This is a genomic window from Marinobacter subterrani, assembly GCF_001045555.1.
In the GTDB taxonomy this organism is placed as follows: domain Bacteria; phylum Pseudomonadota; class Gammaproteobacteria; order Pseudomonadales; family Oleiphilaceae; genus Marinobacter; species Marinobacter subterrani.
In genome coordinates this window covers 2,487,772-2,513,337 of record NZ_LFBU01000001.1, presented here as the reverse complement: position 1 = coordinate 2,513,337, position 25,566 = coordinate 2,487,772, and the positions used below count along the sequence as shown (strand labels likewise).

The 25,566-nt window shown below is 54.7% G+C and carries 20 protein-coding genes; 14 read left to right on the top strand and 6 right to left on the bottom strand.

Going from position 1 to position 25,566, the window contains the following annotated elements:
* Window positions 1-118: 118 nt before the first annotated feature.
* Genes msub_RS11720 through msub_RS11705 form a run of 4 tightly spaced genes read right to left on the bottom strand, consistent with a single transcriptional unit; the run spans window position 119 to window position 5,133 of the window.
* Entirely contained in the window at window positions 119-2,317 is a 2,199-nt protein-coding gene (locus tag msub_RS11720) for a heavy metal translocating P-type ATPase (protein ID WP_048496184.1), read from the bottom strand.
* Between the two features lies 1 nt (window position 2,318).
* Window positions 2,319-2,915, bottom strand: coding sequence for a c-type cytochrome (locus msub_RS11715; RefSeq protein WP_053077955.1), 597 nt, complete (start codon window positions 2,913-2,915; stop codon window positions 2,319-2,321).
* 8 nt (window positions 2,916-2,923) lie between these two features.
* The gene (locus msub_RS11710; protein WP_048496183.1) at window positions 2,924-3,529 is read right to left on the bottom strand and encodes a cbb3-type cytochrome c oxidase subunit II; all 606 of its coding nucleotides are present in this window, start codon (window positions 3,527-3,529) and stop codon (window positions 2,924-2,926) included.
* A complete protein-coding gene (locus tag msub_RS11705; protein WP_048496182.1) occupies window positions 3,526-5,133 on the bottom strand; it encodes a cbb3-type cytochrome c oxidase subunit I in 1,608 nt (535 codons plus the stop codon). Before msub_RS11705 ends, msub_RS11710 begins: the two co-directional genes overlap by 4 nt.
* Window positions 5,134-5,838: 705 nt before the next feature.
* On the opposite strand from msub_RS11705, the gene msub_RS11700 reads away from it, so the two are divergent.
* From msub_RS11700 to msub_RS21145, 10 genes are all read left to right on the top strand, one after another.
* Window positions 5,839-6,252: a hypothetical protein gene (locus tag msub_RS11700; protein ID WP_048496181.1), complete on the top strand. Its 414-nt coding sequence runs from the start codon at window positions 5,839-5,841 to the stop codon at window positions 6,250-6,252.
* Between the two features lie 376 nt (window positions 6,253-6,628).
* Entirely contained in the window at window positions 6,629-7,072 is a 444-nt protein-coding gene (locus msub_RS11695; protein WP_197083824.1) for a plastocyanin/azurin family copper-binding protein, read from the top strand.
* 12 nt (window positions 7,073-7,084) lie between these two features.
* Window positions 7,085-7,801, top strand: a complete 717-nt coding sequence (locus tag msub_RS11690; protein WP_048496179.1) for an RNA polymerase sigma factor — start codon at window positions 7,085-7,087, stop codon at window positions 7,799-7,801.
* 109 nt (window positions 7,802-7,910) lie between these two features.
* Window positions 7,911-10,064, top strand: coding sequence for a 5-histidylcysteine sulfoxide synthase (gene ovoA / locus msub_RS11685; RefSeq protein ID WP_048496178.1), 2,154 nt, complete (start codon window positions 7,911-7,913; stop codon window positions 10,062-10,064).
* 78 nt (window positions 10,065-10,142) lie between these two features.
* Window positions 10,143-10,820, top strand: coding sequence for a metallophosphatase domain-containing protein (locus tag msub_RS11680; RefSeq protein ID WP_227506713.1), 678 nt, complete (start codon window positions 10,143-10,145; stop codon window positions 10,818-10,820).
* A 127-nt stretch (window positions 10,821-10,947) separates the two neighbouring features.
* Complete coding sequence (locus msub_RS21585; protein ID WP_156182756.1) at window positions 10,948-11,211, top strand: hypothetical protein; 264 nt, start codon at window positions 10,948-10,950, stop codon at window positions 11,209-11,211.
* Between the two features lie 193 nt (window positions 11,212-11,404).
* Window positions 11,405-12,949, top strand: coding sequence for an IS21 family transposase (gene istA / locus msub_RS11670; RefSeq protein WP_197083768.1), 1,545 nt, complete (start codon window positions 11,405-11,407; stop codon window positions 12,947-12,949).
* Between the two features lie 14 nt (window positions 12,950-12,963).
* A complete protein-coding gene (gene istB / locus msub_RS11665; RefSeq protein ID WP_036202190.1) occupies window positions 12,964-13,719 on the top strand; it encodes an IS21-like element helper ATPase IstB in 756 nt (251 codons plus the stop codon).
* 86 nt (window positions 13,720-13,805) lie between these two features.
* Window positions 13,806-14,003, top strand: coding sequence for a GreA/GreB family elongation factor (locus tag msub_RS22555; protein ID WP_082146474.1), 198 nt, complete (start codon window positions 13,806-13,808; stop codon window positions 14,001-14,003).
* A gap of 337 nt (window positions 14,004-14,340) precedes the next feature.
* Window positions 14,341-14,976, top strand: coding sequence for a Crp/Fnr family transcriptional regulator (locus msub_RS21145; protein WP_197083823.1), 636 nt, complete (start codon window positions 14,341-14,343; stop codon window positions 14,974-14,976).
* A gap of 23 nt (window positions 14,977-14,999) precedes the next feature.
* Here the strand turns inward: msub_RS21145 and argC are convergent, their stop codons facing one another.
* Entirely contained in the window at window positions 15,000-15,935 is a 936-nt protein-coding gene (gene argC, locus msub_RS21140; RefSeq protein ID WP_082146471.1) for an N-acetyl-gamma-glutamyl-phosphate reductase, read from the bottom strand.
* A 468-nt stretch (window positions 15,936-16,403) separates the two neighbouring features.
* On the opposite strand from argC, the gene aceE reads away from it, so the two are divergent.
* Window positions 16,404-19,073, top strand: a complete 2,670-nt coding sequence (gene aceE, locus msub_RS11655) for a pyruvate dehydrogenase (acetyl-transferring), homodimeric type (RefSeq protein WP_048496175.1) — start codon at window positions 16,404-16,406, stop codon at window positions 19,071-19,073.
* Between the two features lie 10 nt (window positions 19,074-19,083).
* Entirely contained in the window at window positions 19,084-20,415 is a 1,332-nt protein-coding gene (gene aceF / locus msub_RS11650) for a dihydrolipoyllysine-residue acetyltransferase (RefSeq protein WP_053077954.1), read from the top strand.
* 121 nt (window positions 20,416-20,536) lie between these two features.
* Here the strand turns inward: aceF and msub_RS11645 are convergent, their stop codons facing one another.
* Window positions 20,537-21,775 (bottom strand): NAD(P)/FAD-dependent oxidoreductase, encoded by a 1,239-nt coding sequence (locus tag msub_RS11645; RefSeq protein ID WP_048496174.1) that lies wholly within the window; start codon window positions 21,773-21,775, stop codon window positions 20,537-20,539.
* Between the two features lie 290 nt (window positions 21,776-22,065).
* Here msub_RS11645 and msub_RS11640 point away from each other — a divergent pair, with 290 nt between their 5' ends.
* Entirely contained in the window at window positions 22,066-23,865 is a 1,800-nt protein-coding gene (locus msub_RS11640) for an assimilatory sulfite reductase (NADPH) flavoprotein subunit (RefSeq protein WP_048496173.1), read from the top strand.
* Complete coding sequence (locus tag msub_RS11635; protein WP_048496172.1) at window positions 23,865-25,565, top strand: NADPH-dependent assimilatory sulfite reductase hemoprotein subunit; 1,701 nt, start codon at window positions 23,865-23,867, stop codon at window positions 25,563-25,565. The genes msub_RS11640 and msub_RS11635 overlap by 1 nt, the downstream gene beginning before the upstream one ends.
* The last annotated feature ends 1 nt before the right edge of the window (window position 25,566 follow it).

Sequence of the window (25,566 nt, the reverse complement as noted above, 5' to 3'; positions counted from 1 at the left end):
TGGAGCAGGAAGCTGTCGCCGTTGCTGACATGGATATAGGTTAGCCCATATAGTCAGGCGACTGTTGGGTGTGATGACCTGTGGAGTCGAATCAAAGGGCTCAACCTTAAAGCTTGCTTCAAGACTCCCGCGAATACCATGATGTATCGCTAATCGTTAAACGAGAGCTATTGACCAGCACGCAAATGCTACTTAACGACATCGCAATTGCCGCAATAACAGGCTGAACCAGGCCGGTGATTGCTAACGGTAACGCCAGGCCGTTGTAGGCCAGGGCCCAGACTAAATTCTGACGCATTGTCCTTTTGGCATTCCTGGCAAAGTCAATAATGTCGGCTACCCCACTGAGGCCACCAGTCAGTTTTACAGCCGCAGCAGATTGGGCTAACTCGGTTGCCGAGTTAATAGCGATGCCGATACTCGCAGAGCTGAGTGCCAATCCATCATTGAACCCGTCGCCAATGAAGGCAGTTGGGTAATAGCGTTTCAGATTCTCGATAAAGGCCAGTTTCTTTTCCGGCGAGGATTCCGACATCACTCTTGATGCCGGTATCTCAAGGTGCTCAGCGAGCTTCAGGGCAGAGTTGCGGGTATCACCGCTTAAGAGATAAACAGCAATTCCGCTGGCTTTTAACTTCTGAACCAGTGCGAGCGCTTCGGGATTTAATCGTTCCCGAAAATCAATCCGTCCTGCATATCGTCCGTCAAGTGCCATATGAAGGCTCATACCGCTGTCTGGTGGATCCTGTATGGGAACGCCCTGATTCTGCAACCATTCGCTGCGGCCTGCGAGCACACTGTGGTCGCCCAGCTGCCACCAGCTACCCTGACCATGTACTGTTGATCGAGTCCCTATTGATGGTGGCAGACTGGGCGTGCCCTCAGAGGCCAGACCGCGGGCGATTGGATGGGATGACCCCTGCAGTGCGTTGATGGCTAGCTGTAATAGAGTCTGCCGGGACCAGCCAGGTTCAGGAATTAGTGCGGCAATGGTTGGTCGGTCTGTAGTCAGTGTCCCGGTTTTGTCGAAGACCACCACGCGGATATCTGCTGCCAGCTCAAATGCGGCGGGATCCTGCAAAAGTATTCCCCGATTCGTTAGTCTGGCATAGCCTATGATGATGACTAGCGGAATAGCCAGGCTCAGGGCACAGGGGCAACTGATGATGAGTACTCCCAGCCCTCGGGCCAGTGCTTCGGTGATTGACTCACCCTGAAATTCGGCCAGCAGGATAGAGGCCAGAGCCGCGAGGATAACGGTCGGCAGAAGTACCCTGGCGATGCGGTCGGTTAATCTCTGCAAGGCTGTTTTCCGGCAGAGCAGACTGTGGATGGAGCGGGTAATGCTGTCGAGGCGTCGCTGCCCGACGCTGGCGGTCACCCGAAGCCGGAGGTCTCCCTCAATCAGAACACAGCCTGCAAAAAGCTGGTCGCTGGCCCCGACCACTTGAGGTTCGCTTTCGCCGGTCATCAGCGCGAAGTCCACCAACCCTTTGCCGGCCTCGACGTAGCCATCCAGGCTCAGCGGCTGTCCGGCTTCGGGAATGATTCGGGTTCCCGGGGCAATTTCATCGGCTCGGAGTTTCCGGCTGGAGCCGTCATCCAGGGTGACCAGACGGCCATTACTCCTGGCCAGGTAGTGATGGATAACGTCCGTGGCCTTCCGTCGCACGTTGGTATCCAGCAATCGTGCGACCAGCTGAAAGGTGACCAGCATGACAGCGGCATCGAAGTAGACGTGGCTCTCACCCTGCATCAGGCGCCAGACCGACAAAAGGGTGGCCGCCGCAACGGCGAAGGTGATCAGGGTATCCAGGCCTGGCACGCCCATCCTCAGTGTACGCCAGCCCGCCCGGTAAAAATGGGAGCCGGAATAAGTGATGACAGGTAAGGCAAACACCCCGCTGGCCAGAGCTAATGGCCAGGTGGCTTCCGGTTCTACCAGCCCCAGCGGTGCCAGATAAACCAGCAATGCAGGCATCATGCACCACATACCAAACACCACGGCGGTGGCCAGGCGCCACTGGAGCTTTTTTCTGGCCTGGTCGACGCCCTGACTATTGGCATCCGGTGGTGCCTGATGCAGACGGTAGCCGAGTCTACGAACTACCTTGGCGAGCTTTTGTGTGCCGGTTCTGGCCGTATCCCAGCGCAGCAGAGCGGTGCCCGCCGCAAAGTTGACGGCCGCATCCAGCACCCCCGGCTGACGCTTTAGCAGACTTTCAACGGCAGCTGCACAGCTGCCGCAGTACATGCCCCGTACGAATAGGATCGTTTCGTCTGGTTGTTGATTATCTGCCGCGTTTGCCGTGTTCACATCAAGGTGCCTGGTAGGTCTCCTTCAGTTCGCCGGCTGACCAGGGGCCTCGCTCGCCCACGCGGGCTTGATGCTCTCCCACCTGCTTGCCCGTGATCGGCTCGGCCTGGTTGCCCCATTCCTGGCGCACATAGCTGAGCACTGCGGCGATCTCCTCATTACTCAGAGTGCCCTTGAACGCGGGCATCATGCCGTCGTAAGTTTGACCTTTTACGTCGATTTGGCCCTGAAGCCCATCGTGGACAATGGCAATGGGAATATCCCGCGTGGCAACCACCCATTCGCTGCCGGCAAGTGGCGGGAAAGTCCCCGGTATGCCCTGTCCGTTGGCCTGGTGACAGGCGGCGCATTGGGCATTGAACACGGTTTTACCGTTGATTCCGCTTTCGGTGCCGTCTCCTTCGATGCTGGTCCTGGGCGCTGGTGCTGAGCGGCTGTCACCCCCCAATAATGGCTTGCCAATGTTGTAGGCGTAATAGCCCACACCCCAGACAATTAGTATTGCGATCCACAAAAGGACAATAATCGGCGTTTTCCGGAGCCCTTCCTCGGGTTCTGGATTCTCCCTTTGGCGTGCATGTTCGTTGTTGGTTGTCACGGTGGCAGTTACTCCTGGGTGTTTTCAGGTTCCGGCAGTGTCGGCGCCGGATAGGTGTGATCCAGGGCCAGCAGATAATCCACCAGCGCCAACGCTTGTTCGGTGGCCACGATGTAGCCTTCTTCGGGGGCGTAGGGCTCTGGCAGTCGGACGACGGGATCATCTTCACCAACCGACCGGACCCAGCGGAACAGGAACCGGTAGGGCGGCATTATGCTGTCCTTGACGACTGCCTGCGGGTTATAGAGGTGGATCAGATGCCAGTCCTTGCTGGGCTGCCGGGCGCCGATGTTGAACAGATCTGGCCCAGTGCGCATGGTGCCTAACAGATGCGGCGTGTCGTAGAAATAATCGCCAGGCACCGATGGGCGGCCCCAGCCCCGGTCCTTGTCTCCACTGGCGAACGATGGGTCCCGGGGCTGCTGGCTGTGGCAGTATACACAACCATTGGCGATGTACAGTTGCCGCCCTGCCAGCTGCCGCTTGGTGTAGGGTTGGAGGTCCGGCGGTACGGCTTCGGCCGACATCTGCAGGTAAGGCATAACCACCAGAGTAAGTGTAGCTAGCAACAGAATCAGCGCTGCCCCTACCATGATTGCTAAAGCGCGCTTCATTGGTTTACCTCCCGAGCCGGATTACGAAAGAGTGTGGGCTGATCCCGCAGTTGGCCTTTGCGCTTCAGCATGGCAACAAAGTGGATGGCGAAAACGATATGGCCCACGGTCATCAGGCTACCGCCAACGGTTCTTGCCTCGAGGTAAGGCAAGGTCATTCGCACAATATCCATAAATGGGGTATCGGCCGTCAGCAACTCCACGCCCTGTTTCCAACCGCCAATGGTGAGTGAGACCACATATATCAGTATGCCGATGCTCACTAGCCAGAAATGCAGGGCGATCAGCCAGCGCCAGGGCCATTCCCAATTCATCAACCTGGGCATGATGAAATACACCGCACCGAACAGGATGAAGCTGAGGAAGGCGTACATGCCCAGGTGGGCATGGGCTACGGTGTAGTGAGTAAAGTGGGTAATTACGTTCACGCTGCGCAGCGCTTCCATGGATCCCTGCAGCGAGGATACTGTGTACATCAGGGCGCCGATCCACACGAACCGCAGGGTAGGGGAGTCTTTCAGTCGATGAAAATTGCCCATCATGGTGCCGTGGTGGTTGATGCCTACGGTGATTACGGGGATAGACATCATCACACTGTGGACAATCGACAAAGTGACCAACCAGGTAGGTATCGGACCTCCTACCAGATGGTGGATGCCCACCTGGCTGTAGAATAACGCTAGGGACCAGAACCCAATCAGCGAGAGTTGGTAGGAAATGATCGGCCGTCCCAGTATTTTCGGGATCATATAGTAGGCGATACCAATGCCAATGGGCGTTACCCAGAGCCCGAGCACGTTGTGCGCGAACCACCAGTTAACGGTCGCACCGGAAGTGCCCGGGAAGGTGTAGGGCAGATTCGCGATAAGGAACAGGAAGGGGAACCACACCAACGCACCCAGAAAATACCAGCTGGTAACGTAAAGATGGGAGACCTTGCGCAGCTTGGCCGTCAGCAACAGCGGAACCGCCGCAAGGGCGCCCCCAACAACAAACAGCAGGTCGATTTGCCAGGGAAACTCCAGCCACTCCTTGCCGTCGGACAAGCCCAAATTGATGGCGCCAAGACCAAGTACCAGCCCGATATTCCAGAGTACGGCACCGACAATGGCAAATCGCCCGCCGGCAAGACGGGTTTTGAACAATCGTGGAATGAGGAATAGCGCGATGGCAATACCGGCCATGGAAGCCCAGCCATAGGTGACCGCATTAAGGTGCATTGGGCGGACCCGGCCGAAGGTCAGAAACTGGCTGTTGGCCAGTAGTTCCGGCATGTGCATTTTGGCAGAGGATAACAGGCCATATGCAGAACCAAGCAGAAGCCAGAAGACACTGGAAGACAGCCAACTGAGGGTCGGCAATCTGGACGATAGATCAGCATCATATCGCGCCCGGTATTCGGCATCCGAAAGCTCCTGCTTTTGTCGTTGTGGTGCTTCTGCAGGATCTTCGCCGATACCTTCTTCGCCCGGTGAAAAAATCGTTCGGGCGGATTTTTGGCCGTGACTGAACTGGTTGTTGGCAATTGACCAGATCAGTAGTAACAGCCCCACTGTCGAGAGCAGAAAGGTAATAATCAGTAGAACGGCAATGGTGGGTGTCATAGGTTTTCCGATAAAGAAACATTTGTAATGTATTAATTAATCAATTGCAATGAAGGTGAATAAAATGGGATCGCAACCCCGGCTCGCTCCGGTGAAATTCCTGTTTAACAATAAAGCCAATAGAGATAGGGATCGAGCGCCTAATTGATTCAGGTCAATTTTTCAATTTACCTAAAGCTGGCGTCGAGCTTCGGTGATTTGCTGATAATTGTTGCCACTTTTAAGATTTATTCTGAATGTATCATAGCAAGTGCGATGAAGAATGGCGGAACAGTACGAGTGATCCCCCACTACCGGGTTTTCTGCAGGATGTTCAAATAGCAAGTGATGAGAGAAAGGAGCTTTAGATGACCTATTTCAGACGGCAGTCGTTTGCCGCGAAAATAGTGCTCAAACCCTGGTTACAACCGTCGTGAATTTAATGAGGGTGCTTGACTGTCCAGAAGCGCTCATCTCCAAATGTGTGATAGCGGATATCTTTTTTCCGAGCGCAAGGGTTTCCGGGCGTTCCGTTGCCCCAACCGTCCATCCAAAGCTCTTTCCAAGCGCGTTATTGGACACATCCTTTACTTCCGTTTACGGACGATGAGGGGGCGCTTTAATGCATTTCTGTGATGGCGCTACCGACAAAAAAGCCTGAAACCTTTTCGTCAGAGCTGCATCTGGTTCATTGCCACATTAATTAATCACGAACGAGGAATGGCTATGAAAAAGTTACTGATCGGTTTGTTGGGTATGAGTCTGGCGGCCGGCGCACTGGCCCATGACGAGGACAAGGTTGCCCAAATGCCGCCGGAGGGACCCTATGTGCAGGTGAGTGATGTGTTGCCGCTGCCTGCATTCCTGCCGGGTCTGGGGACACTTTTCGTTGATCCGGACACTTTGCCCGCCGGTCCGTTCTTGAGCTATGACCACGATGGAAAGTTGTCGGCTACTGTCTACATGACGCCCCTTGAGGAGTTGAAAAACGGTGTCGCTTACGACGACTTGGCTATTGGATCTCATGAAGTGACGGCTGTTGACATCTACTACAACGCAGGGCATCCCGGCGTGGAAAGTCCGCACGCTCATGTCGTGCTGTTTCACGACAAGGGCGCCAAAGATCGGTTGGCCAAATAGGCGGCGATTTGTCGCCCTTTTGGTTGTCTGAGAGCACAAGGAGGGTCTATGGCATAACACGGCTGAACTGGGTTGGGATCGCAGGCAGAGCGCTTACTTGGGTTTGAATGGAACGGGAAAAGTAGGCGAAACCAACCCCGGCTCAGCCTGGGTGTTGAGGCATACCTCCCTTGTTATGCAGGGAGATGCCGAGGGTGACCGTAGGGCTTCAAAATATTTGTAGGTTTGTTGTGTAACCTTTTCGAAATAACAGCATCTGATCAGTAAGACGGTTTTCAAGTACCGATTAGATCGACCCGTCGGGTATCTGACTATGAACTGCTCAAGGCGTAGATTGCTGGAATTGTCAGGCTCGCTATTACTTCTGAGTAGTGGTGTGACTGAGGCTGTTGGCGAAAGCCAGGTCGTTATCAAGATGCAAGGCACACCCAGGGGTGAGAGGGTTTGGTTTGATCCAAAGGGCGTTGCCGTAGCCCCGGGCACGACAATCACCTTCATCAATCAGGACCCCGGGAATTCCCACACGGTGACCGCGTACCACCCTGAGTATTTTGATCGGGTGCGGCGGATGCCAAAGGCTGCCAAACCGTTCGACAGTGGCTATTTGCTTCCGAACCAGACATTCAGTCTGACCCTGACGGTTCCTGGCGTTTATGACTATTACTGCGTGCCGCATGAAATGGCGGCTATGGTTGGGCGGATCGTCGTTGGAACGCCTGAAATGGTGGATTGGGATAGTTCTGCTCTGCGTGCGGGCGGAGTGAGTGGACATGTAATGACTCAATTCCCTTCGATTCGCGATATTTTTAATGCAAGCTAACAAGGTCGTGTTATGAAAATTTCGATCGACTCCCTATCGTCCAGGTCCACCATTGGTCCACAGACCCCTGAAGATGAGCTTGTCAAACTCGCAAAACAGGGTCATGAAACGGCCGTGCGAGAGGTAATCAGAAGGCTTAATCCACGCCTGTTTCGTATCGCCCGAGGTATTATGGATAACGATGCCGAGGCCGAGGAGATCGTCCAGGAAACCTACCTCATTGCCTTTTCCCGAATTGGCGAATTTCGTGGGGATGCCAAACTCTCAACCTGGGCCACCAAAATCGCGTTAAATGCTGCCCGAATGCGATTGAGAAAACGTCATCCGACCGAAGAATACGACTCGGTCTCTGAAGAATTCCATCAGGAAGCATCCGTCATAGCGTTTCCAGGTGCCAGGCAACGTTCTCCCGAGAACGAACATGGTGTTGCGCAGTTCCGGGAATGGGTCGAATCAGCAGTCTCTGAACTGCCCGGTCCTCTTCGGGTTGTGTTTGTCCTCAGAGAGGCAGAAGGGATGGCGTTGGCCGACATTGCGGCTGACCTCGGTATTACCGTAATGACCGTCAAGACACGCCTGTTCCGCTCCAGACGACACCTTAAGACGTTACTGGAGTCGCGTATCAAGGGTGGGTTTGAAACGGTCTATCCATTTGATGGCGCTCGCTGCGCCCATATGGCGGATTCCGTTGTTGAGCTGCTTGCTGATTTTATCCGTCCTCCCAGTTAGTGACGGTCCCATTCCGACTCAATTGAAGATTTAACTGCCTTTTTGTCGTTGTCCAATGCTGATTCTTCCGACGGGCAGCCACTGTCACATTTTTGAGGTGTTAGTGTCGATGAACTCCATTGCTCCAAAAGTTAGTGCTTTGATTCAGTCCGAAATGAACGGTGACTTCTTCCCGAGATCTGTGAATTTGGTGAAAGGACATGTGGACACCAAGAGAAAGGAAATTCTTTACACGTTCCTGAAAACGTTTGACAAGTACGAATCCCTGTTCACCCTTTTGAAAGACGAACAGGCGTTCTATGAGAAACCCATCGAGCTGCGACACCCTCTAATCTTTTATCTCGGTCACACCGCCGTATTCTTCATCAATAAATTATTATTGGCGAAGGTAATCGAAAAACGAATCAATCCGAAGTTTGAATCCATGTTTGCGGTTGGCGTTGACGAGATGAGCTGGGACGATCTCGACGAATCCCATTACTACTGGCCGCCGTTGGAGGAAGTGATGGCCTATCGGAGAATGGTCCGAAGAACCGTCGCCAACGTCATCCGAAGCCTTCCAATGTCATTGCCGATTGATTGGGATAGCGCCTTTTGGCCCATTCTCATGGGGATTGATCACGAACGCATTCATCTCGAAACATCGTCGGTTCTGATTCGTCAACACCAACTCTCCCGGGTAAAGAAGCATACTCTTTGGTCGTCGGTGCCCTATTCGGGAAACGCGCCATGCAACGAGCTTCTTCCCGTGTCTGCCGGCACAGTTACCCTTGGCATTGATAACCAGGCCGAGTATTACGCCTGGGACAACGAATACGGGACACACGAGGCCGAAGTCGAATCCTTCGAGGCATCGAAGTACCTTGTCAGCAATCGGGAATTTTTCGAGTTCTTCAAGGATAACGGCTACCTCACCGATAAGTATTGGTCTGAGGAGGGGCTGCAATGGCGGGAATTTTCGAACGTTTCCCATCCTACGTTTTGGGTCTGGCGTGGTGAGTGGCATTTACGCCTGCTAGCTGAAGAGGTTCCGATGAGATGGGATTGGCCCGTCGAGGTGAACTTTCACGAAGCCAAGGCCTTTTGTGTTTGGAAGTCAGAGAAAACCGGATCTCCGATTCGCCTGCCAACGGAAGATGAGTGGTATCGACTGGTCGACGAGGCTGGTGTAAAGGAACTCGCGGATGAGCGCGCCAAGAGTAATCTGCACCTGGACTATGGGGCGTCTTCCTGTCCGGTCAACTGGTTCCAACACGGTGCCTGGTTTGATGTGGTGGGCAACGTTTGGCAATGGACTGAAACTCCGACTTACCCCTTCGAAGGCTTCAAGGTCCACCCGCTGTACGACGATTTCACGACGCCTACGTTTGATAACCAGCACATGCTGATGAAAGGCGGGTCCTGGATCTCAACGGGAAACGAAGCACGACTGTCATCTCGGTACGCATTCCGGGCGCATTTTTTCCAGCATGCTGGTTTCCGGTATGTAGCCTCGAATGCCAAGCCGAAACAGCAATACGTCCCTTACGAGCACGAAAACTCAGTCTCAAAGGAACTGGATTTCCACTACGGTCCAACCTATCTGGAAGTTTCCAACTTTCATCAAAACATTGTTGAAGAGTTGCTCCCCTTTGTAGAACGACGCGGCAGGGCGTTGGACATCGGTTGCTCGTGTGGTCGGTCCAGTTTCGAGCTCGCACGACTGTTCGAAACAGTGGAGGGCGTGGATTTCTCCGCGAATTACATTCAGAAGGCCTGGCAGATCGCCGAAACCGGACAGGTCCGCTATGTTGTCCCTACTGAAGGCGACCTGGTCGATTACCGGGAAGCCAATCTGAATCAGCTGAGCCTTGCCGAAACCGCGTCAAGGGTTCACTTCAGCCAGAGCGATGCGTCCAACCTTAGGGCATCGTTGGTTGGTTTTGACCTGATACTGGCCGTGAACGTGATCGATCGTATTCATGACCCCGTGCAGTTTCTGACAGACATGTCCACGCGTCTTCATGAAGGGGGCATCCTTGTGATTGCCTCATCCTACGATTGGGATCACCGTCTGACACCGAGAAAAAACTGGTTAGGCGGTTTCAAGAAAGACGGCGAGTCCTTGACTACCCTCGAAGGACTCAAACAAGCACTGCAGCCGTCGTTCGAGCTCATTAACCAACCTCAGCAGATCCCCTTCGCTCGGCGGGAAACCCAAAATCGTTTTCAGTTTGGCTACTGCGAACTGACGATCTGGAAGCAGCGGGTGGTTGGTTCCTGACTCGTCGGCAGACCATGCCGCAATGGATATCGAAATAAATCTAAAATTCGCACCCCCGGAATTCGGTAAAGCGAGCTGATGAGCCAGTTTGGTGCAACAAGGGAAGAGAGGCTTATGAGATTGGTGTGCATTTCCGATACGCATGGTTTTCATGAACACATTGGCTCTATTCCTGATGGTGATGTGCTGATACACGCCGGAGATGCTCTTGGACGCGGCACTTTGGAGGAACTGGAGCAGCTTGATGCCTGGTTTGGCCGTCAGAATCATACCCACAAAATTCTCATCGCGGGTAACCATGACTGGTGTTTCGAGAGAGAACCAGAACAGGCGAAAAACGTCGTGACCAATGCTGTCTATCTGCGGGACAGCGGTGTCGAGCTGGATGGTTTGCGGTTCTGGGGAAGTCCCTATACACCGGCCCACCTCAATTGGGCCTTCAATAAAGAACGCGGAAGCGATATCGCCGAACACTGGGACCTAATCCTTCAGAATACAGATGTTTTGATTACTCATGGTCCACCCCATGGCGTGTTGGACATGGTGTGTGGTCGGAAACGGTTCCTCAATGTTGGATGCGAGGATTTATGGAAACGTGTACAGAAACTCTCTCTCAAAGCGCACATTTTTGGGCACATCCACGAATGCTGGGGTATGTGCGAGTTGATGCCGAGGGCAACACCGCTTTTTGTGAACGCAAGCATATGCAGTGAACGATTCAAGCCGGTTCGTTCTGCTGTTGTTATCGATATCTAGCGAGGCTCTGAATAAGTCTCAAAGCTGGCGATAATATGGTCGTCGCCAACATTACGATCAGCCTGTTGCTCCCGAAGGACTGTCCCAACGTCAGCGCACGCGCTTTTGCTGAGTTTGACCATTGATCATGACTTCACAGCAAAACAGACTTTGCGGCGCTAGAAGATGCTTCTGTCCATTTCAAAAGCTAACTGGCGAGCCGCTTGAGGTCGCGAGTGAAATTGAAGAGTTCAAAGCTACACCCGAAGCGCTTTTGCAGGAGCTTGATAGAGCCACTCTGGTTGATAGCGAAAAGCTTCCTGCTGGCACCGTGCCCATGAATTCTCTGGTCCATTTCATGAATGAGGGCAACTGCGTATTCCGCGCCATCGTGACCACCCATTCCGTTTGAACGTGACCGCCTGTTCCGGGCGATCGTGACCGCTCATTCCGTTTTATCGTGACCGATTTCGGGTTGTTTTCCGGAATCGCCGGTCACGATGCCGGAATCATCGGTCACGTTCCCCCGGAACCACTGCCAAAGCGCTGGAATTCTTCAACTTAATCCGGCATACCCCCTTCCTTTTTATCACGAGGAAGAGCGGATGCCGGTTGCGAGGATTTCCATGCGACAGATTATCGAGGTCTTGCGCCTCAAGTACGAAGCAGGCCTGAGCCATGAGCGCATTGCCCGCGCCTGCGGTCTCTCCAAAGGTGTGGTTGGCAAGTACGTCAATCTTGCCCAGGCCCATGATGTGACCTGGCCGTTGCCAGAGGATGTTGATGAGGTACGACTGGAAGCGCTGCTGTTCCCGGCTAAGACCCCACCTGCACGCTTTGCCGAACCTGATTACTTCCAGGTCCACCAGGAACTGAAGACCAAGGGCGTGACCCTGCAACTGCTCTGGGCCGAGTACGTAGAACGCCACAGCGACAAGGCCTATCGCTACAGCCAGTTCTGCCACCATTACCGGCTCTGGCGTGGCCGGCAGCGGCGCAGCATGCGCCAGGTCCATCGAGCCGGTGAGAAGATCTTTATCGATTACTGTGGCCCCACTGTGCCAGTGGTGGATCGTTCCACCGGTGAAATGCGTAAGGCTCAGGTCTTTGTCGCCGTGCTTGGAGCGTCCAGCTATACCTTCGCCGAGGCTACCTGGAGCCAGTCCCTGCCGGACTGGATTGCCTCCCACCAACGGATGCTGGCGTTCTACGGCGGTGTAGCTGAATTGCTGGTTCCTGACAACCTCAAGGCAGCGGTCACCAAGGCCGATCGATATACCCCGAAGATCAACGAGACCTACGCCGAACTGGCCGCCCACTACCAGACTGCCGTATTACCGGCACGCCCCTACAAACCCAAGGACAAGGCGAAAGCTGAAGCCGCCGTACTGCTGGTCGAGCGCTGGATACTGGCCCGGTTACGGCACCGGATGTTCTTCTCCCTGGCCGAACTGAACTCGGCCATTGCCCAGTTGTTGCCGGCGCTGAACCAGCGCCCGTTCCAGGGGCGCTCCGAGAGCCGCCAGAGCTTGTTCGAGTCACTGGATCGCCCAGCTCTGAGACCTCTGCCCGCAACACCCTATGTCTATGCCGAGTGGTGCAAAGCGCGACCGGGCATTGACTACCACATCGAGATCGACAAACGGCTGTACAGCGTGCCTCACGCCCTGGTGGGTGTGAAGCTGGATGTTCGGGTGACCGATACGTCCGTTGAGGTCATGCACAAGGGACAACGGGTAGCCTTGCATTCTCGCCACGGCAAGAGCCGCTTCGTGACCCTGACCGAACACATGCCCAAGTCGCATCAGGCCCATCAGAACTGGTCACCGGGACGCTTCCTGAACTGGGCCAAGGACATCGGCCCCGCCACGTTGGATGTGGTGCAGGGACAGCTCAAGGATCGGCCGCATCCGGAACATGGTTACCGGGCCTGCCTGGGTCTGCTGAACCTCAGTCGTCGCTACAGCCGTGACCGCCTTGAGCAGGCTTGTGACCGGGCGTTGGCTATCAACTCGGCCAGTTACCAGAGCATCACCTCGATCCTAAAGCAGGGGCTGGATCAACTCCCGCTGCCCCTAGCTGAGGAAGAGCCGGAACTGACCGATCTGCCTGTTCACACCAACGTTCGTGGCCCCCACTACTACCACTGATCCCGGAGAGACTGATGCTGACTCAAAACACCCTCGACATCCTGCGCCAACTCAAACTGACGGGCATGTGCGATGCGCTGGAACAACAACGATCCCAACCTGAGACCCACGACCTGGCGTTCGAGGAACGACTGGCCCTGTTGGTGGATCGTGAAGTGCTGCACCGCGAAAGCCGGCGACTGGAGCGGCTGCTCAGGGCCGCCCGTCTACGTGTGCCGGCCTGCATCGAAGACATCGATTACCGCCACCCACGAGGGCTGGAGCGTTCTCGCATGGCGGGTCTGGCCAGCTGCGACTGGATCCGCCAATCCCTGAACCTGTGCATCACCGGCCCGACAGGTTGTGGCAAGACCTGGCTGGCGTGTGCCCTGGGTAACCAGGCCTGCCGGCAGGGCCTCTCGGTTCGTTACCTGCGGGTACCGCGCCTGTTCGAACAACTGCGCATCGCCCATGGCGATGGCAGCTATGCCCGACTAATGAATCAGTTGCTTAAAACCGATCTGCTGATCCTGGACGACTGGGGCATGCAAAAGGTGACCGCGCAACAACGACAGGATCTGATGGAAGTGATTGAGGACCGCCATGGCCGGGGCTCGACCCTCATTGCCAGCCAGTTACCGACTGAACACTGGCACGATTACATCGGCTCCGCCACGCTGGCAGACGCCATCCTGGATCGGCTTCTGCACGGCGCTCACCGACTCAATCTAAAGGGGGAATCATTGCGAAAAGCGAAAGCACAAAAACCGGAATCGGTTGACCCATCGTGACCGCTCAGAGTACAAAACCCACTCCAGTGTGATGGCCGTGTGAAAATCGGTCACGATCCCCGGAATGACCGGTCACGTTCGCCGGAATACGCAGCAACGACGTCGAGTCTAAGCTCAGGCTGGTTTATCCGAGGCAGGCAGAGGTAGATGAGGAGCATGTATCCGTCTTGGCTCCCGCTGGTGCGGCCCTGCTGGGGCTTCGGGTAGGTGATCGTATTGATTGGCCTTTGGCTGGCAAGAAAACGCTCAGTCTGAAAATCATCCGCGTGACTCATGCAAACTAAACGAAAAAGGCCTACGACCAAAAAGACGCCCTCGAAGAACTTTGCGAGCAGGTGGTCCTGAGAAACCCTGCGGAGCCAGAGTTTCACCAGGCTGTTCTGGAAGTTCTGGAGTTTATGAGTCGATCTGTTCGTCCAAAATCAAGTGAAGGTCTTGCTGTGCAGACTGTCGCTGGTGCCCTCCAAAGGAAATTTTTTGAAACGAAGGTAACCCCGAAGAACTTTTCTGAGGCAAATGAAATAAATGATCGAAGTCAATTAATGATTTAGATCTATTGGTTTTTTCATCAATAGCATGGAGAATCAAGGAACTAAGATATTTCATATTGCAGGTCATGCCATGGAAAAATATCATTGTGAAAATAGAAAGATTATAGCAAAAAGACTCAAAAGTATTCTAGTTGACGCCGAGGTATCTTGTATAAATAACGGATGCATTAATAATATAATCACCAAAGAATTCCGTCGAGAAAAGGTGTCCTCGAGAACTGTACTGGTTGATCAAAATTTAAAGCCTAACAAGATGTACTATTTAGAGTCCGGACTTGTTAGATTATTTCTAAAAATATCTGGACAAAAATCATTCACCTTATTTTTTGTCTCAGGTGGAGAGTTTGTATTTATTCCATTTTTAGAGCTCAGTACTCAATTTCGTAGACTCTCTCTTCAGGCGGTGTCGGATTGTGTTGTTTGGAGTGTTGAAATAGAAAATTTTAAAAGAAATAGCATATGTAATAATAGTTTGTGGGATTATCTTAAGATTCACTTTCTTAAGAAATTTGAGGAAGTTGTCTCCATGCGAGAATATTTTTTTCAATCATATAATGCCAAAGAAAGGTATGATATTTTAATGACTGAGGATCTGGATTTAATAAGTAAAGCTCCGGACAAATACTTGGCGTCGTATATAGGAGTTGCGCCTGAAACCTATTCAAGAATGAAGTTGTCAAGAAAAAAGTATTCTAAATTAAAGTAAAAAAACTCCTTTAGTGTAAGAGTTTAATCTTTTAAGCCATAATTTTCCGGTGCTCCTATATAAATATTTAAGTTTTGGATTGCCGACCCGGCCGCCCCCTTGCCTAGGTTGTCGATTCGGGCCACGATGCATTGCCGAACGCTGTTCCCCATTATAAATATGTCTACTCTGTTCGTATAGTTACTTCCCTCGACATCAAAGAAATAGTCAGGCCTTAAATCGTGACTGTTAGGCTCATGAACACGAATAAATCTCTCTGTTTTGTAGCGATCTTGGTACGCTTCGTAAATACTCTGAGGCGAGACCCCTTCAACTATTACTGGTATCCATACTGACAACCCCTGGTAGAACGATCCAATAGATGGAATAAAGACGGGCGTTTTCGTTAAGCCAGCGTAAAAAACGATCTCTGGTAAGTGTTTGTGCTCCAAATTCAGTGCGTATGGCTGTGGAGTTGGTGGAGGATTGGCGCCCAAAGCTTCATATGAATCGATCATTGTTTTACCCCCACCACTGTATCCAGTAAAGGAAAAAGCCGAAATCGGGTAATTTTTTGGCAGTAAGCCAGCGTCAACTAATGGTCGTATGGACAATATAAATGCAGTAGCGTGACACCCGGGGTTGCTTATTCGTTTACTATTCTGAATTCGACTACGCTGTTCGTTCTCCAATTCCGGCAAACCATACACCCAGTCGGTATGCACTCGAAAGGCACTGCTAGTGTCAATAACGCAGGTGTCAGGGCTTGAGATCAAGTTCATAGCATCTTTCGACGCGTCGTCCGGTAGGCAAAGAAAAACTACATCTGCCGAATTCATTCGATATTGCCGTTCGACAGGCTCCTTTCGCAAAGCAGGATCAATTGAGATTAGTGAAATATCATTTCGTTGATTCAGTAGCGTTGATAATTGAAGGCCGGTAGTTCCTTCATTACCGTCAATAAAAATTTTTACTGTCATAAACGTCGGTAACTCCGTCGAGATAATGGCCTATAAATTGGGGTGCTCCTTTTTTAATGTGACTCCTTTGGCCCTGGTTTTACAACGTTTTAATTGATCTTAATCATCAAGCGTCTGAACTAATCACGCATTAACTATGCTGGGATGTCGAGAGTGGTTCAGATGCGATGATTCTCGATTTCGATTCTGCGAGTGGCCCTCTTTTTTTGGATATGCAGATCGGCATCTGTGGAACAGCAATCTTTGAGCTAAAAGGGCAACGGCGCTGAAATCCAGCAAACACGCAAAAAAAACCAAACGTTCTTTTTGTCAATAACCGCGTGCTTCGTGGACTTGATTCAGGTCGTGAGTGAAATTCTCCAACCGATCTTAAGATGGAAACAAATCGACGCACTGCATAGGTATAGCCCGGCGTGCTCGGATGTTGAACATCGCTTTGACTGGCGTTGACTACTGAAGGAGAGGCTCATGTATAAAGATGAAGATCCGACAGAAACCCGTGAATGGTTGGAAGCGCTGGAATCCGTTATGCAGGTTGAAGGTGTCGGTCGAGCTCAGTATATGCTGAGTCGGCTTTCCGAGCGGGTAAGCCGAGAAGGTGCAGATGCGCCCTTCACGATCAATACTCCCTTTCGCAACACCATACCGGTCGCACAGGAATCGCAGATGCCTGGTGACTTTTTCATGGAGCGTCGTATACGTTCTTTGATCCGCTGGAATGCGATGGCCATGGTACTGCGGGCGAATAAGAAACCAGGTGATCTCGGCGGCCATGTATCCTCCTTTTCCTCTGCCGCTACCCTATACGACGTGGGGTTCAATTATTTCTTCCATGGCGGCGACGAAAAGCGGGAATCGGATCTGGTGTACTTCCAGGGTCATTCTTCGCCTGGTATTTATGCCCGCTCCTATTTGGAAGGTCGTTTCGACGAGGAGCAACTGGACAAGTACCGGGAAGAAGTGGACGGCAATGGGCTTCCCTCTTATCCCCACCCCTGGCTGTTACCGGATTACTGGCAGTTCCCGACGGTGTCCATGGGTCTCGGGCCGATTCAGGCCATCTATCAGGCTCACGTCATGAAGTACCTGCACCGCCGCGAGCTCATCGATATGGGGGATCGCAAAGTCTGGTGCTTTCTGGGCGACGGTGAGTGCGACCAGCCCGAATCCCTGGGTGCCCTTGGTGTAGCAGGACGGGACAAGCTTGACAACTTAATCTTTGTTATCAACTGCAACTTGCAACGTCTGGATGGCCCGGTGAGGGGCAATGGCAAAATCATTCAGGAACTGGAGGGTGTTTTCCGCGGTGCCGACTGGAACGTCCTCAAGGTGGTTTGGGGTCGTCAGTGGGACCCGTTGTTCGAAAGAGACGAAGAAGGGTTCATGCAGCGCGCCATGGACGAAGTCGTTGACGGCGACCTGCAGAACTTCAAGAGCAACGGTCCGGCCTATACCCGCAAGCATTTCTTCGGCAAGTACCCGGAGTTGTCCAAGATGGTGGACAGCCTCAGCGATGAGGACATTAACAAGCTCAACCGGGGTGGCCACGATCCCTACAAGATTTACGCGGCCTACCACCACGCCATCCACAACAATGACGGTCGGCCAACGGTGATTCTGGCACACACCATCAAGGGTTACGGCTTTGGCAGTGCGGGCGAAGCCCAGAACACGGCGCACTCCCTGAAGAAGCTGGATATTGAGCAGCTCAAAGCCTTCCGTGACCGTTTTGCGGTGCCGCTGAGAGACGAAGAACTGAAGGACGTGCCTTACTACCGTCCGGCGCCGGACAGCCCGGAAATTGTCTACATGAATAAGCGGCGGCAGGAGCTGGGGGGCTTCTATCCCAAGCGTCGCAAGGACTGCCAGCCGCTTCAGGCGCCGCCACTGGACACTTTTAAGGCAGTGATCGAAGGCTCCAATGGCCGCGAGATCTCCACCACCATGGCGTTCATGCGGCTGCTGACGGCATTGACCAAAGACAAGCGTATCGGTAAGCGTGTCGTTCCCATCGTGCCGGATGAGGCCCGTACGTTTGGCATGGAGGGCATGTTCCGCCAGTTGGGTATCTACAGCTCGGAAGGCCAGAAGTACGTGCCGGAAGACCGTGAACAGATCATGTACTACAAGGAAGACAAGAAAGGCCAGGTTCTTGAGGAAGGGATCAATGAGGCGGGCTCCATGGCGGCCTGGATGGCGGCGGCGACGTCCTACAGTACCAACAACTTCCCGTTGGTGCCGTTCTACATGTTCTACTCCATGTTCGGCTTCCAGCGTGTGGGGGATCTGGCCTGGGCGTCCGGCGATATCCAGGCCCGCGGTTTCCTGGTAGGCGGCACTGCCGGGCGCACCACGCTTAATGGTGAAGGCCTGCAGCACCAGGACGGTCACAGCCATATCCTGGCGCAGACCATTCCCAATTGTAAGGCCTACGACCCGGCCTACGGTTACGAAATCGCCGTGGTAGTCCAGCATAGCATCAAGGAAATGTTTGAAGACAACCAGAACGTCTTCTACTACCTGACCATCGAAAACGAAAACTACGAGCAGCCCGCCATGCCTGAAGGCAAGAAGGTGCAAGAGGGGATCATCAAGGGAATGTACCTGCTGGATTCCGTCGAAACCAAGGCCCGCGAGAAGACTCCCAGGGTTCAGCTGATGGGCTCCGGCGCTATCCTTAACGAGGTGCGTGCGGCCGCCGAGCTGTTGAAGGACGATTTTGGTGTTGCCAGTGATGTCTGGAGCGTGACCAGTTTCAACGAACTGGCGCGGGACGGTCTGCACATTGAACGCTGGAACCGCCTGCATCCGGACGACACGCCCAAGAAGGCCTACACCACCCAGTGCCTGGAAAAACAGCAGGGGCCGGTGGTGTCGTCCACGGACTACATCAAGCTGTTGTCCGAGCAGGTGCGTGCCTATATTCCCAAGACCTACCTGACCCTGGGCACCGACGGCTTCGGCCGCAGTGATACCCGCGAGAAACTGCGGAACCACTTCGAGGTGGATCGCTACTACGTTGCGGTGACGGCGCTGGCGGCTCTGGCCCGTGACGGTGAACTGAAGAATGAGGTGGTTCTCGAGGCTATGCGCAAATACGGAATCGATCGGAACAAAATGAACCCGGTGCTGGCTTAAGGAGACCGTCATGAGTGAACAGGAAATAAAAGTTCCCGATCTCGGCGGTGCAGACGAGGTTGAAGTTATTGAAGTTCATGTCAGCAAGGGCGATTCCGTTGAAACGGAGGATCCGATTCTGACCGTTGAGTCCGACAAGGCGTCCGTGGAGCTGCCTTCACCGGGCGCGGGCAAGATGACCAAAATCACCGTAAAGGTGGGTGACAAGGTCAAGGAAGGTGACGTGGTCGGCATGATGGAGGCCAGTGATGATGCCGGTGGCGGCGATGAGGGCGAAACGGAAGAGCCCGAAGCGGCAGAAGACGATCAGAAAGCCAGCCAGGATTCGTCGGAGTCCGGTAAGGAAAAAACGCCGGAGAAGGCCTCTGGAGAACGGGAATCGAAGCCGGACGTGGGGTCGACCACCTATGAACCGCCGGCCCCGGGAACCAAAGTGCACGCCGGTCCGGCCGTTCGTAAGCTGGCCCGGGAATTTGGCGCGGACCTGACCCGGATCAAGGGTTCCGGTCCCACGCACCGTATTCTGAAGGATGACGTTCAGGCCTATGTGAAAGGTCAGCTTCAGCAGACGCAGCAGGGCAGCACGGTGGCCGGTGGCGGCGGCGCGGGTATTCCCGGCATCAAACTGCCGGACTTCAGTCAGTTCGGCGAGATCGAGCGGGAGTCCATGTCCCGCATGATGTTTGCCACGGCGAACAATATGCAGCGCAGCTGGCTGAACGTGCCCCATGTGACCCAGTTCGAGGATGCGGATATCACCGATATGGAGGATTTCCGCAAGGCCCAGAAGGCGGCCGGCGAGAAGAAGGGCGTGAAGATGACGCCTCTGCCGTTCCTGCTGAAGGCCTGTGCCACGGCTCTGGCGGAACTGCCGCAGTTTAATGTGTCGCTGGACATGGATCGCAAGGAGGTGATCCGCAAGCAGTACATTCACATCGGGATTGCGGTGGATACGCCCAACGGGCTGATGGTGCCGGTGATCCGCGATGTGGACAAGAAGGGCCTTTGGGAGCTCGCTGCCGAGAGTGCCGAGCTGGCCCAGAAGGCCCGGGCCAAGCAGCTGAAGCCGGCAGAGATGCAGGGTGCCTGTTTTACCATCACCAGTCTGGGTGGTATTGGCGGCACGGCATTTACGCCGATCGTGAATACACCGGAGGTGGCGATTCTGGGGGTTTCCAAGGCGGCGATGAAGCCGGTCTGGGACGGCGCGGATTTCCAGCCACGGCTGATTCTGCCGCTGTCGCTGTCATACGATCACCGGGCGGTGAATGGGGTGGACGGTGGTAAGTTTGTCAATCTAATAGGTGACCTGCTGGCTGACCTCAGGAGATTGTTACTCTGAAAAACATCGCGTCAGTCGAGCCGCCAGTTGGACTGGTTCCAAATGCGAGCCCGACCTCCCGAATTTTCCGATGCTCCAGAAACTATGGAAGCATGAGACGATTGCATTCACCGCCGACATCTCATTTCAGTGGTTTATGAGCAATATCCCGTTCCTTGCCTTTGAGCATGTAATCAAAGTAGAAGGTTGGCAGAGCACGTTTTTTCACGTGCCAATAGAATCGGGATTCCTTGAATGGGCTCAGGGGCAGTGTCGGGGTCACCTTACCGCCATAGATAAATTCTGCCAGCATAACTTTGCCGTAGCCGGTAACCACGGGGCAGGAAGTGTAGCCATCATAGCTGGCGTCGAGACTGTTACCGGACAGCCTGGCAAGTATATTGGCGACGGCCACTGGTGATTGCTTGCGAATGGCCGCCGCAGTTTTAGAGGTTGGTAGCGAGCTGGCGTCCCCCAGGCTGAACACGTTTTCGTAGCGGACATGCTGCATGGAATGCTGGTCCACATCTACCCAGCCACCTGCGTTTGCCAGGGCACTGTTCCGGATAAAGTCCGGGGCGCATTGTGGCGGCGTGACATGTAGAAAATCGAAACTTTCCTTTACCTCGCTGGTTTCGCCGTCTCTGTTGGTGAAGCGGAAGGTGGCAACTTTTTTGTCGCCATCCACAGCAACCAGGTTGTGGTTCATCAGCAAACCGACGTTGTGGCGCTTCGCCACTTGGGTCAGTGGCGGTACGAAGTCCGGTACGCTGAACAGGGCACCGCCGGCGGCAAAAAATTTCAGTTCGCTGCTTACGGCCAGGCCTTTTTTACGAAGGTAGTCCGCTGCGAGATACGCAATTTTCTGGGGTGCGCCGGCGCATTTGATGGGTGCCGGTGGCTGGGTGAACAATGCCTTGCCGCCCTTGAATGTCTTCAGGCACTGCCAGGTGTATTCCGCCAGTGACGGCTCATAGTTACTGCAGACACCGTTGCGCCCGAGGGTATCCTGCAGGCCATCCACGCCATCCCAATCCAGCTTGAGCCCGGGTGTCACCACCAGAACATCATAGGCCAGCCTGCGGCCATCCGATAGGGTTACCGATTGGCTATCTGGCTCTAGTTCAATGACGGCGGCCCTTACCCAGCGGGCCTTGGAGGGCAGAGTTTCGGCTTGTGGCCTGGCCGTTTTGGCGAGGGAATAGGCGCCGCCACCCACCAGTGTGAAGGCGGGTTGGTAGTAGTGAACGTCGTTTGGCTCAACAATGGCAACATCAAGCCCCGGCCGTTGCCGCAGCAGAGAGGCGGCAACGCTGGTGCCTGCGGCTCCGGCGCCGATGACAACGACGGTGTGATGCTGGGTAGTCTCTGTTTTGGCCATGGGCCTGCTCCTTCTGGGTGTTTTATAGAATTAAAAGTTTGGTAGGAATGTTAGATCTAAAACCAAAAAACATGAAATGATCGAGATCATCTACCATCGAATATTTTCGAATAAGCATAAAGCGCCTAAATATCATATAGTTAAGTAGTTTATCGGTTTTAGTGATAAATAAAATAAATATAATCTGATTTATAAGTGTTGCGTTTGATTCCTAGAGTGCCTGTGACATTGTGGCCGCGCCCGGAGTACTTTCCGGCACGGCCCTTCACACTGTGTTGCGGTGGCTTACTATGAAAAACACTCTCCTAGCATCTCCGCTTACAGCGGATCAGCAGCAGCGTCTCAGCCAGTTGCTGGCTGAGCTCGACCCGGGCCAGACGAGCTGGCTTGTCGGGTACCTGGCAGGTTTCTGTGCAGCTTCGGGTTCGACGGCTCAGGCTTTTCCGGCAACTTCGGCATCGGCCCAGAACGGGAGCGAGCTGACCATCCTCTTCGGTTCCCAGACCGGCAACGCCGAGGGCGTGGCGGAACAGCTGGCGGTCCGGGCGGCGGAGAAAGGCGTAGCCGCCAACGTTGTTGATCTTGCGGACTACAAACCCAAACAGCTCAAGCAGGCACAGTTCCTGGCGCTGGTGACATCAACCCAGGGCGAGGGCGATCCCCCCGACAACGCGCTGGATTTTTACGAATTCCTGATGGGCAAGAAGGCCCCGAAACTGGGCCAGTTGCGCTACAGCGTTCTGGGACTCGGGGATTCCAGCTACCAGCATTTCTGCCAGACCGGTAAGGATTTTGACCAGCGTCTGACAGAGCTGGGTGCCTCCAGTCTGGCCGAGCGGGTTGACTGTGATGTGGACTATGAAGACCTGGCAGAACAGTGGATTGAACGGGTGCTTGAGGCCGTGGCATCCGAGGCCGGCGCCTCCCAGCCGGTAGCCTCTGCCTCAACGGCTGTTGGTTCGGCAGCAGCATCGCTCTATGGCCGCAAGAACCCGTTTCAGGCGACGATCCTGACCAACCAGCTGTTGAGCGGCCAGGGCTCGGACAAAGAAGTACGACATATCGAGCTGTCCCTGGAAGATTCGGGGCTGCAGTACAAGCCGGGCGATGCCCTGGCGGTGTGCCCGGAAAACAGCCCGGAACTGGTGTCACAGCTGTTGTCGGCACTGGCCTTCGACAGTGAAGCGCCCGTGGATATCAATGGCGAGGCCGGTACTCTGGGCGAGGCCCTGGCCCGGCACCGTGAGATCACGCTGCTGACCCCGCCACTGATCAAGCAGTGGGCGGAACTGGCGGGCCAGGAAGAGCTTAGCGCCCTGGCCGACAATGCCGGCGAACTCCGGGACTGGATGGAGGGCCGGGATCTGCTGGATCTGGTTCAATGCTGGCCGATGCCATCACTGCAGCCGCAGCAACTGGTGAACCTGCTACGCAAGCTGCCTCCGCGGCTTTACTCCATCAGTTCCAGCCAGGCCGCCGAGGAAGACGAAGTCCACATTACCGTGGCCGCCGTGCGGTACCAGAGCCACGACCGGAATCGCGAAGGCGTGGCCTCCACCTGGCTGGCAGACCGGCTGAAAGAGGGCGCTACCGTGCCCGTTTACATCGATCCGAACAAGAACTTTGCACTGCCGGACAACGATGAGGTACCGGTCATCATGATCGGCCCCGGCACTGGCGTGGCACCCTTTCGGGCGTTCATGCAGGAGCGGGAAGAGCGGGAGGTGACGGGTGATAACTGGCTGATTTTCGGCGACCGTCGCTTCCGCAGCGATTTCCTGTACCAGAGTGAGTGGCTGAAGTGGCGCCGGGAGGGTCTGCTGACCCGGCTGGACGTGGCCTTCTCACGGGATCAGGATGAGAAACGTTACGTTCAGCACTGCCTGAGGGAACAGGGGGCGGACGTCTGGGCCTGGCTTGCGCGCGGCGCCAGTCTGTATGTCTGTGGCGATGCCGAGCATATGGCGCCGGATGTTCACCAGGCCCTGCTCGACGTTGTCTGTGAGCAGGCCGGCAAAACTGCAGACCAGGCTGAAGATTACCTGCGCCAACTGAACCGGGATAAACGTTACCAGCGGGATGTGTACTGATGAGTAAGAAATTGCCAGAAGCCGAGATTATCAAACGTGAGAGTGATTACCTCCGCGGCACCATCCTGGAGGGACTGAGGGACCGGGCCACCGGCGCGTTGCCGGAGGATGACACCAAACTGACCAAATTCCATGGCAGCTACCAGCAGGACGACCGGGACCTGCGGGACGAGCGCCGGCGCCAGAAGCTGGAGCCTTTGTACCAGTTCATGGTGCGCCTGCGCCTGCCCGGAGGCGTGCTGTCCAGCCAGCAATGGCTGGGTCTGGACCGGATTGCCGATGAGTGCGCCAACGCCACCCTGCGCCTGACCACCCGCCAGACGTTCCAGTTTCACGGTGTGTTCAAGGAAAAAATGCAGACCTTCATGAGAATGGTCAACGACCTGGGGCTGGATACCCGGGGGGCTTGCGGCGACGTCAATCGCAACGTGATCAGCAATGTCAACCCGCAGCTGTCGCACCTGCACCGGGAGATTCACGAACTGTCCCTGGCGATCAGTGACCGTCTGCGCTGGCGCTCCGGTGCCTATGGGGAAGTCTGGCTGGGCGAAGAACGAGTGGCAGCCCTGGGGGAAGAGGAAGAGCCGTTCTACGGCTACAAATACCTGCCCCGGAAATTCAAGATAGCCCTGGCCATTCCGCCGGAGAATGACTGCGATGTGTTCGCCAACGACATCGGCCTGATTGCCATTGTCGAGGATAACCGGATAGAGGGCTTCAACGTGGTGGTTGGTGGCGGCATGGGACTCACCTATGGCGATCCGGCGACTTACCCACGGCTGGCGACCATGGCCGGGTATGTGCCGAAAAACCAGATAGTAGATGCCTGTCAGGCCATCTGTGCCATCCAGCGGGATTTCGGAGATCGCACCAATCGAGCCCACGCCCGCTTCAAATACACCATTGATGATCGCGGTATGGACTGGTTCCGGGAAAAATTTCAGGAATACCATGGCCAGGCTTTTGAAAAGCCCCGCAGTTTCAGCCTGACCAGTAATGGCGATCGTTTCGGCTGGGTAGAGGGCGAGGACGGCCTGCAACACCTGACCCTGCTGATTCCCACGGGCCGGGTGGCGGATACAGAAGAGGGCGGCCAGATACGCACAGCGCTGCGTAAGATTGCCGAGCTCCACCAGGGCGATTTCCGGATTACCTGCAACCAGAATCTGGTGATTGCCGGGGTCTCCGCCGAGCAGCGGCCCGCCATTGATGCTTTGGTGGAGGAATACGGCCTGGACGCTGGCAATCGCAGCACACCCCTGCGCCAGCATTCCATGGCCTGTGTGGCCTTCCCGACCTGCGGGCTGGCCATGGCAGAATCCGAGCGTTTTCTGCCCGGGTTTATTGACCAGATCGAACGGCTGATGGCCGATGAGGGACTGGAACCCGATGCCATTAACATCCGGATCACTGGCTGCCCCAACGGCTGTGCCCGGCCCTATCTGGGCGAGATTGCGCTCACCGGCAAGGCCATTGGTAAATACAACCTGTATCTGGGAGCCGACTTTTCCGGCCAGCGGATGAACCGGCTGTACCGGGAAAACATTGATGTTGACACGGTTCTGACCGAATTGCGGCCGCTGTTCCGTGCCTACCGGGAGCAACGCCAGGCTGCGGAGTACTTTGGTGATTTTCTGGTGCGCACCGGGGTGGTTGAAGCCGAGCGTACACCGGCTATGCTCCATGAAGCGGTGAAATAAC

Bases quoted from the DNA above. Each gene is read 5' to 3' on its own strand.
- msub_RS11710 (WP_048496183.1), bottom strand. From the start codon at position 3,529: ATGAAGCGCGCTTTAGCAATCATGGTAGGGGCAGCGCTGATTCTGTTG.
- msub_RS11705 (WP_048496182.1), bottom strand. From the start codon at position 5,133: ATGACACCCACCATTGCCGTTCTACTGATTATTACCTTTCTGCTCTCG.
- msub_RS11700 (WP_048496181.1), top strand. From the start codon at position 5,839: ATGAAAAAGTTACTGATCGGTTTGTTGGGTATGAGTCTGGCGGCCGGC.
- msub_RS11690 (WP_048496179.1), top strand. From the start codon at position 7,085: ATGAAAATTTCGATCGACTCCCTATCGTCCAGGTCCACCATTGGTCCA.
- ovoA (WP_048496178.1), top strand. From the start codon at position 7,911: ATGAACTCCATTGCTCCAAAAGTTAGTGCTTTGATTCAGTCCGAAATG.
- msub_RS11680 (WP_227506713.1), top strand. From the start codon at position 10,143: ATGAGCCAGTTTGGTGCAACAAGGGAAGAGAGGCTTATGAGATTGGTG.
- msub_RS21585 (WP_156182756.1), top strand. From the start codon at position 10,948: ATGACTTCACAGCAAAACAGACTTTGCGGCGCTAGAAGATGCTTCTGT.
- istA (WP_197083768.1), top strand. From the start codon at position 11,405: ATGCCGGTTGCGAGGATTTCCATGCGACAGATTATCGAGGTCTTGCGC.
- istB (WP_036202190.1), top strand. From the start codon at position 12,964: ATGCTGACTCAAAACACCCTCGACATCCTGCGCCAACTCAAACTGACG.
- msub_RS21145 (WP_197083823.1), top strand. From the start codon at position 14,341: ATGGAAAAATATCATTGTGAAAATAGAAAGATTATAGCAAAAAGACTC.
- argC (WP_082146471.1), bottom strand. From the start codon at position 15,935: ATGACAGTAAAAATTTTTATTGACGGTAATGAAGGAACTACCGGCCTT.
- aceE (WP_048496175.1), top strand. From the start codon at position 16,404: ATGTATAAAGATGAAGATCCGACAGAAACCCGTGAATGGTTGGAAGCG.
- aceF (WP_053077954.1), top strand. From the start codon at position 19,084: ATGAGTGAACAGGAAATAAAAGTTCCCGATCTCGGCGGTGCAGACGAG.
- msub_RS11645 (WP_048496174.1), bottom strand. From the start codon at position 21,775: ATGGCCAAAACAGAGACTACCCAGCATCACACCGTCGTTGTCATCGGC.
- msub_RS11640 (WP_048496173.1), top strand. From the start codon at position 22,066: ATGAAAAACACTCTCCTAGCATCTCCGCTTACAGCGGATCAGCAGCAG.
- msub_RS11635 (WP_048496172.1), top strand. From the start codon at position 23,865: ATGAGTAAGAAATTGCCAGAAGCCGAGATTATCAAACGTGAGAGTGAT.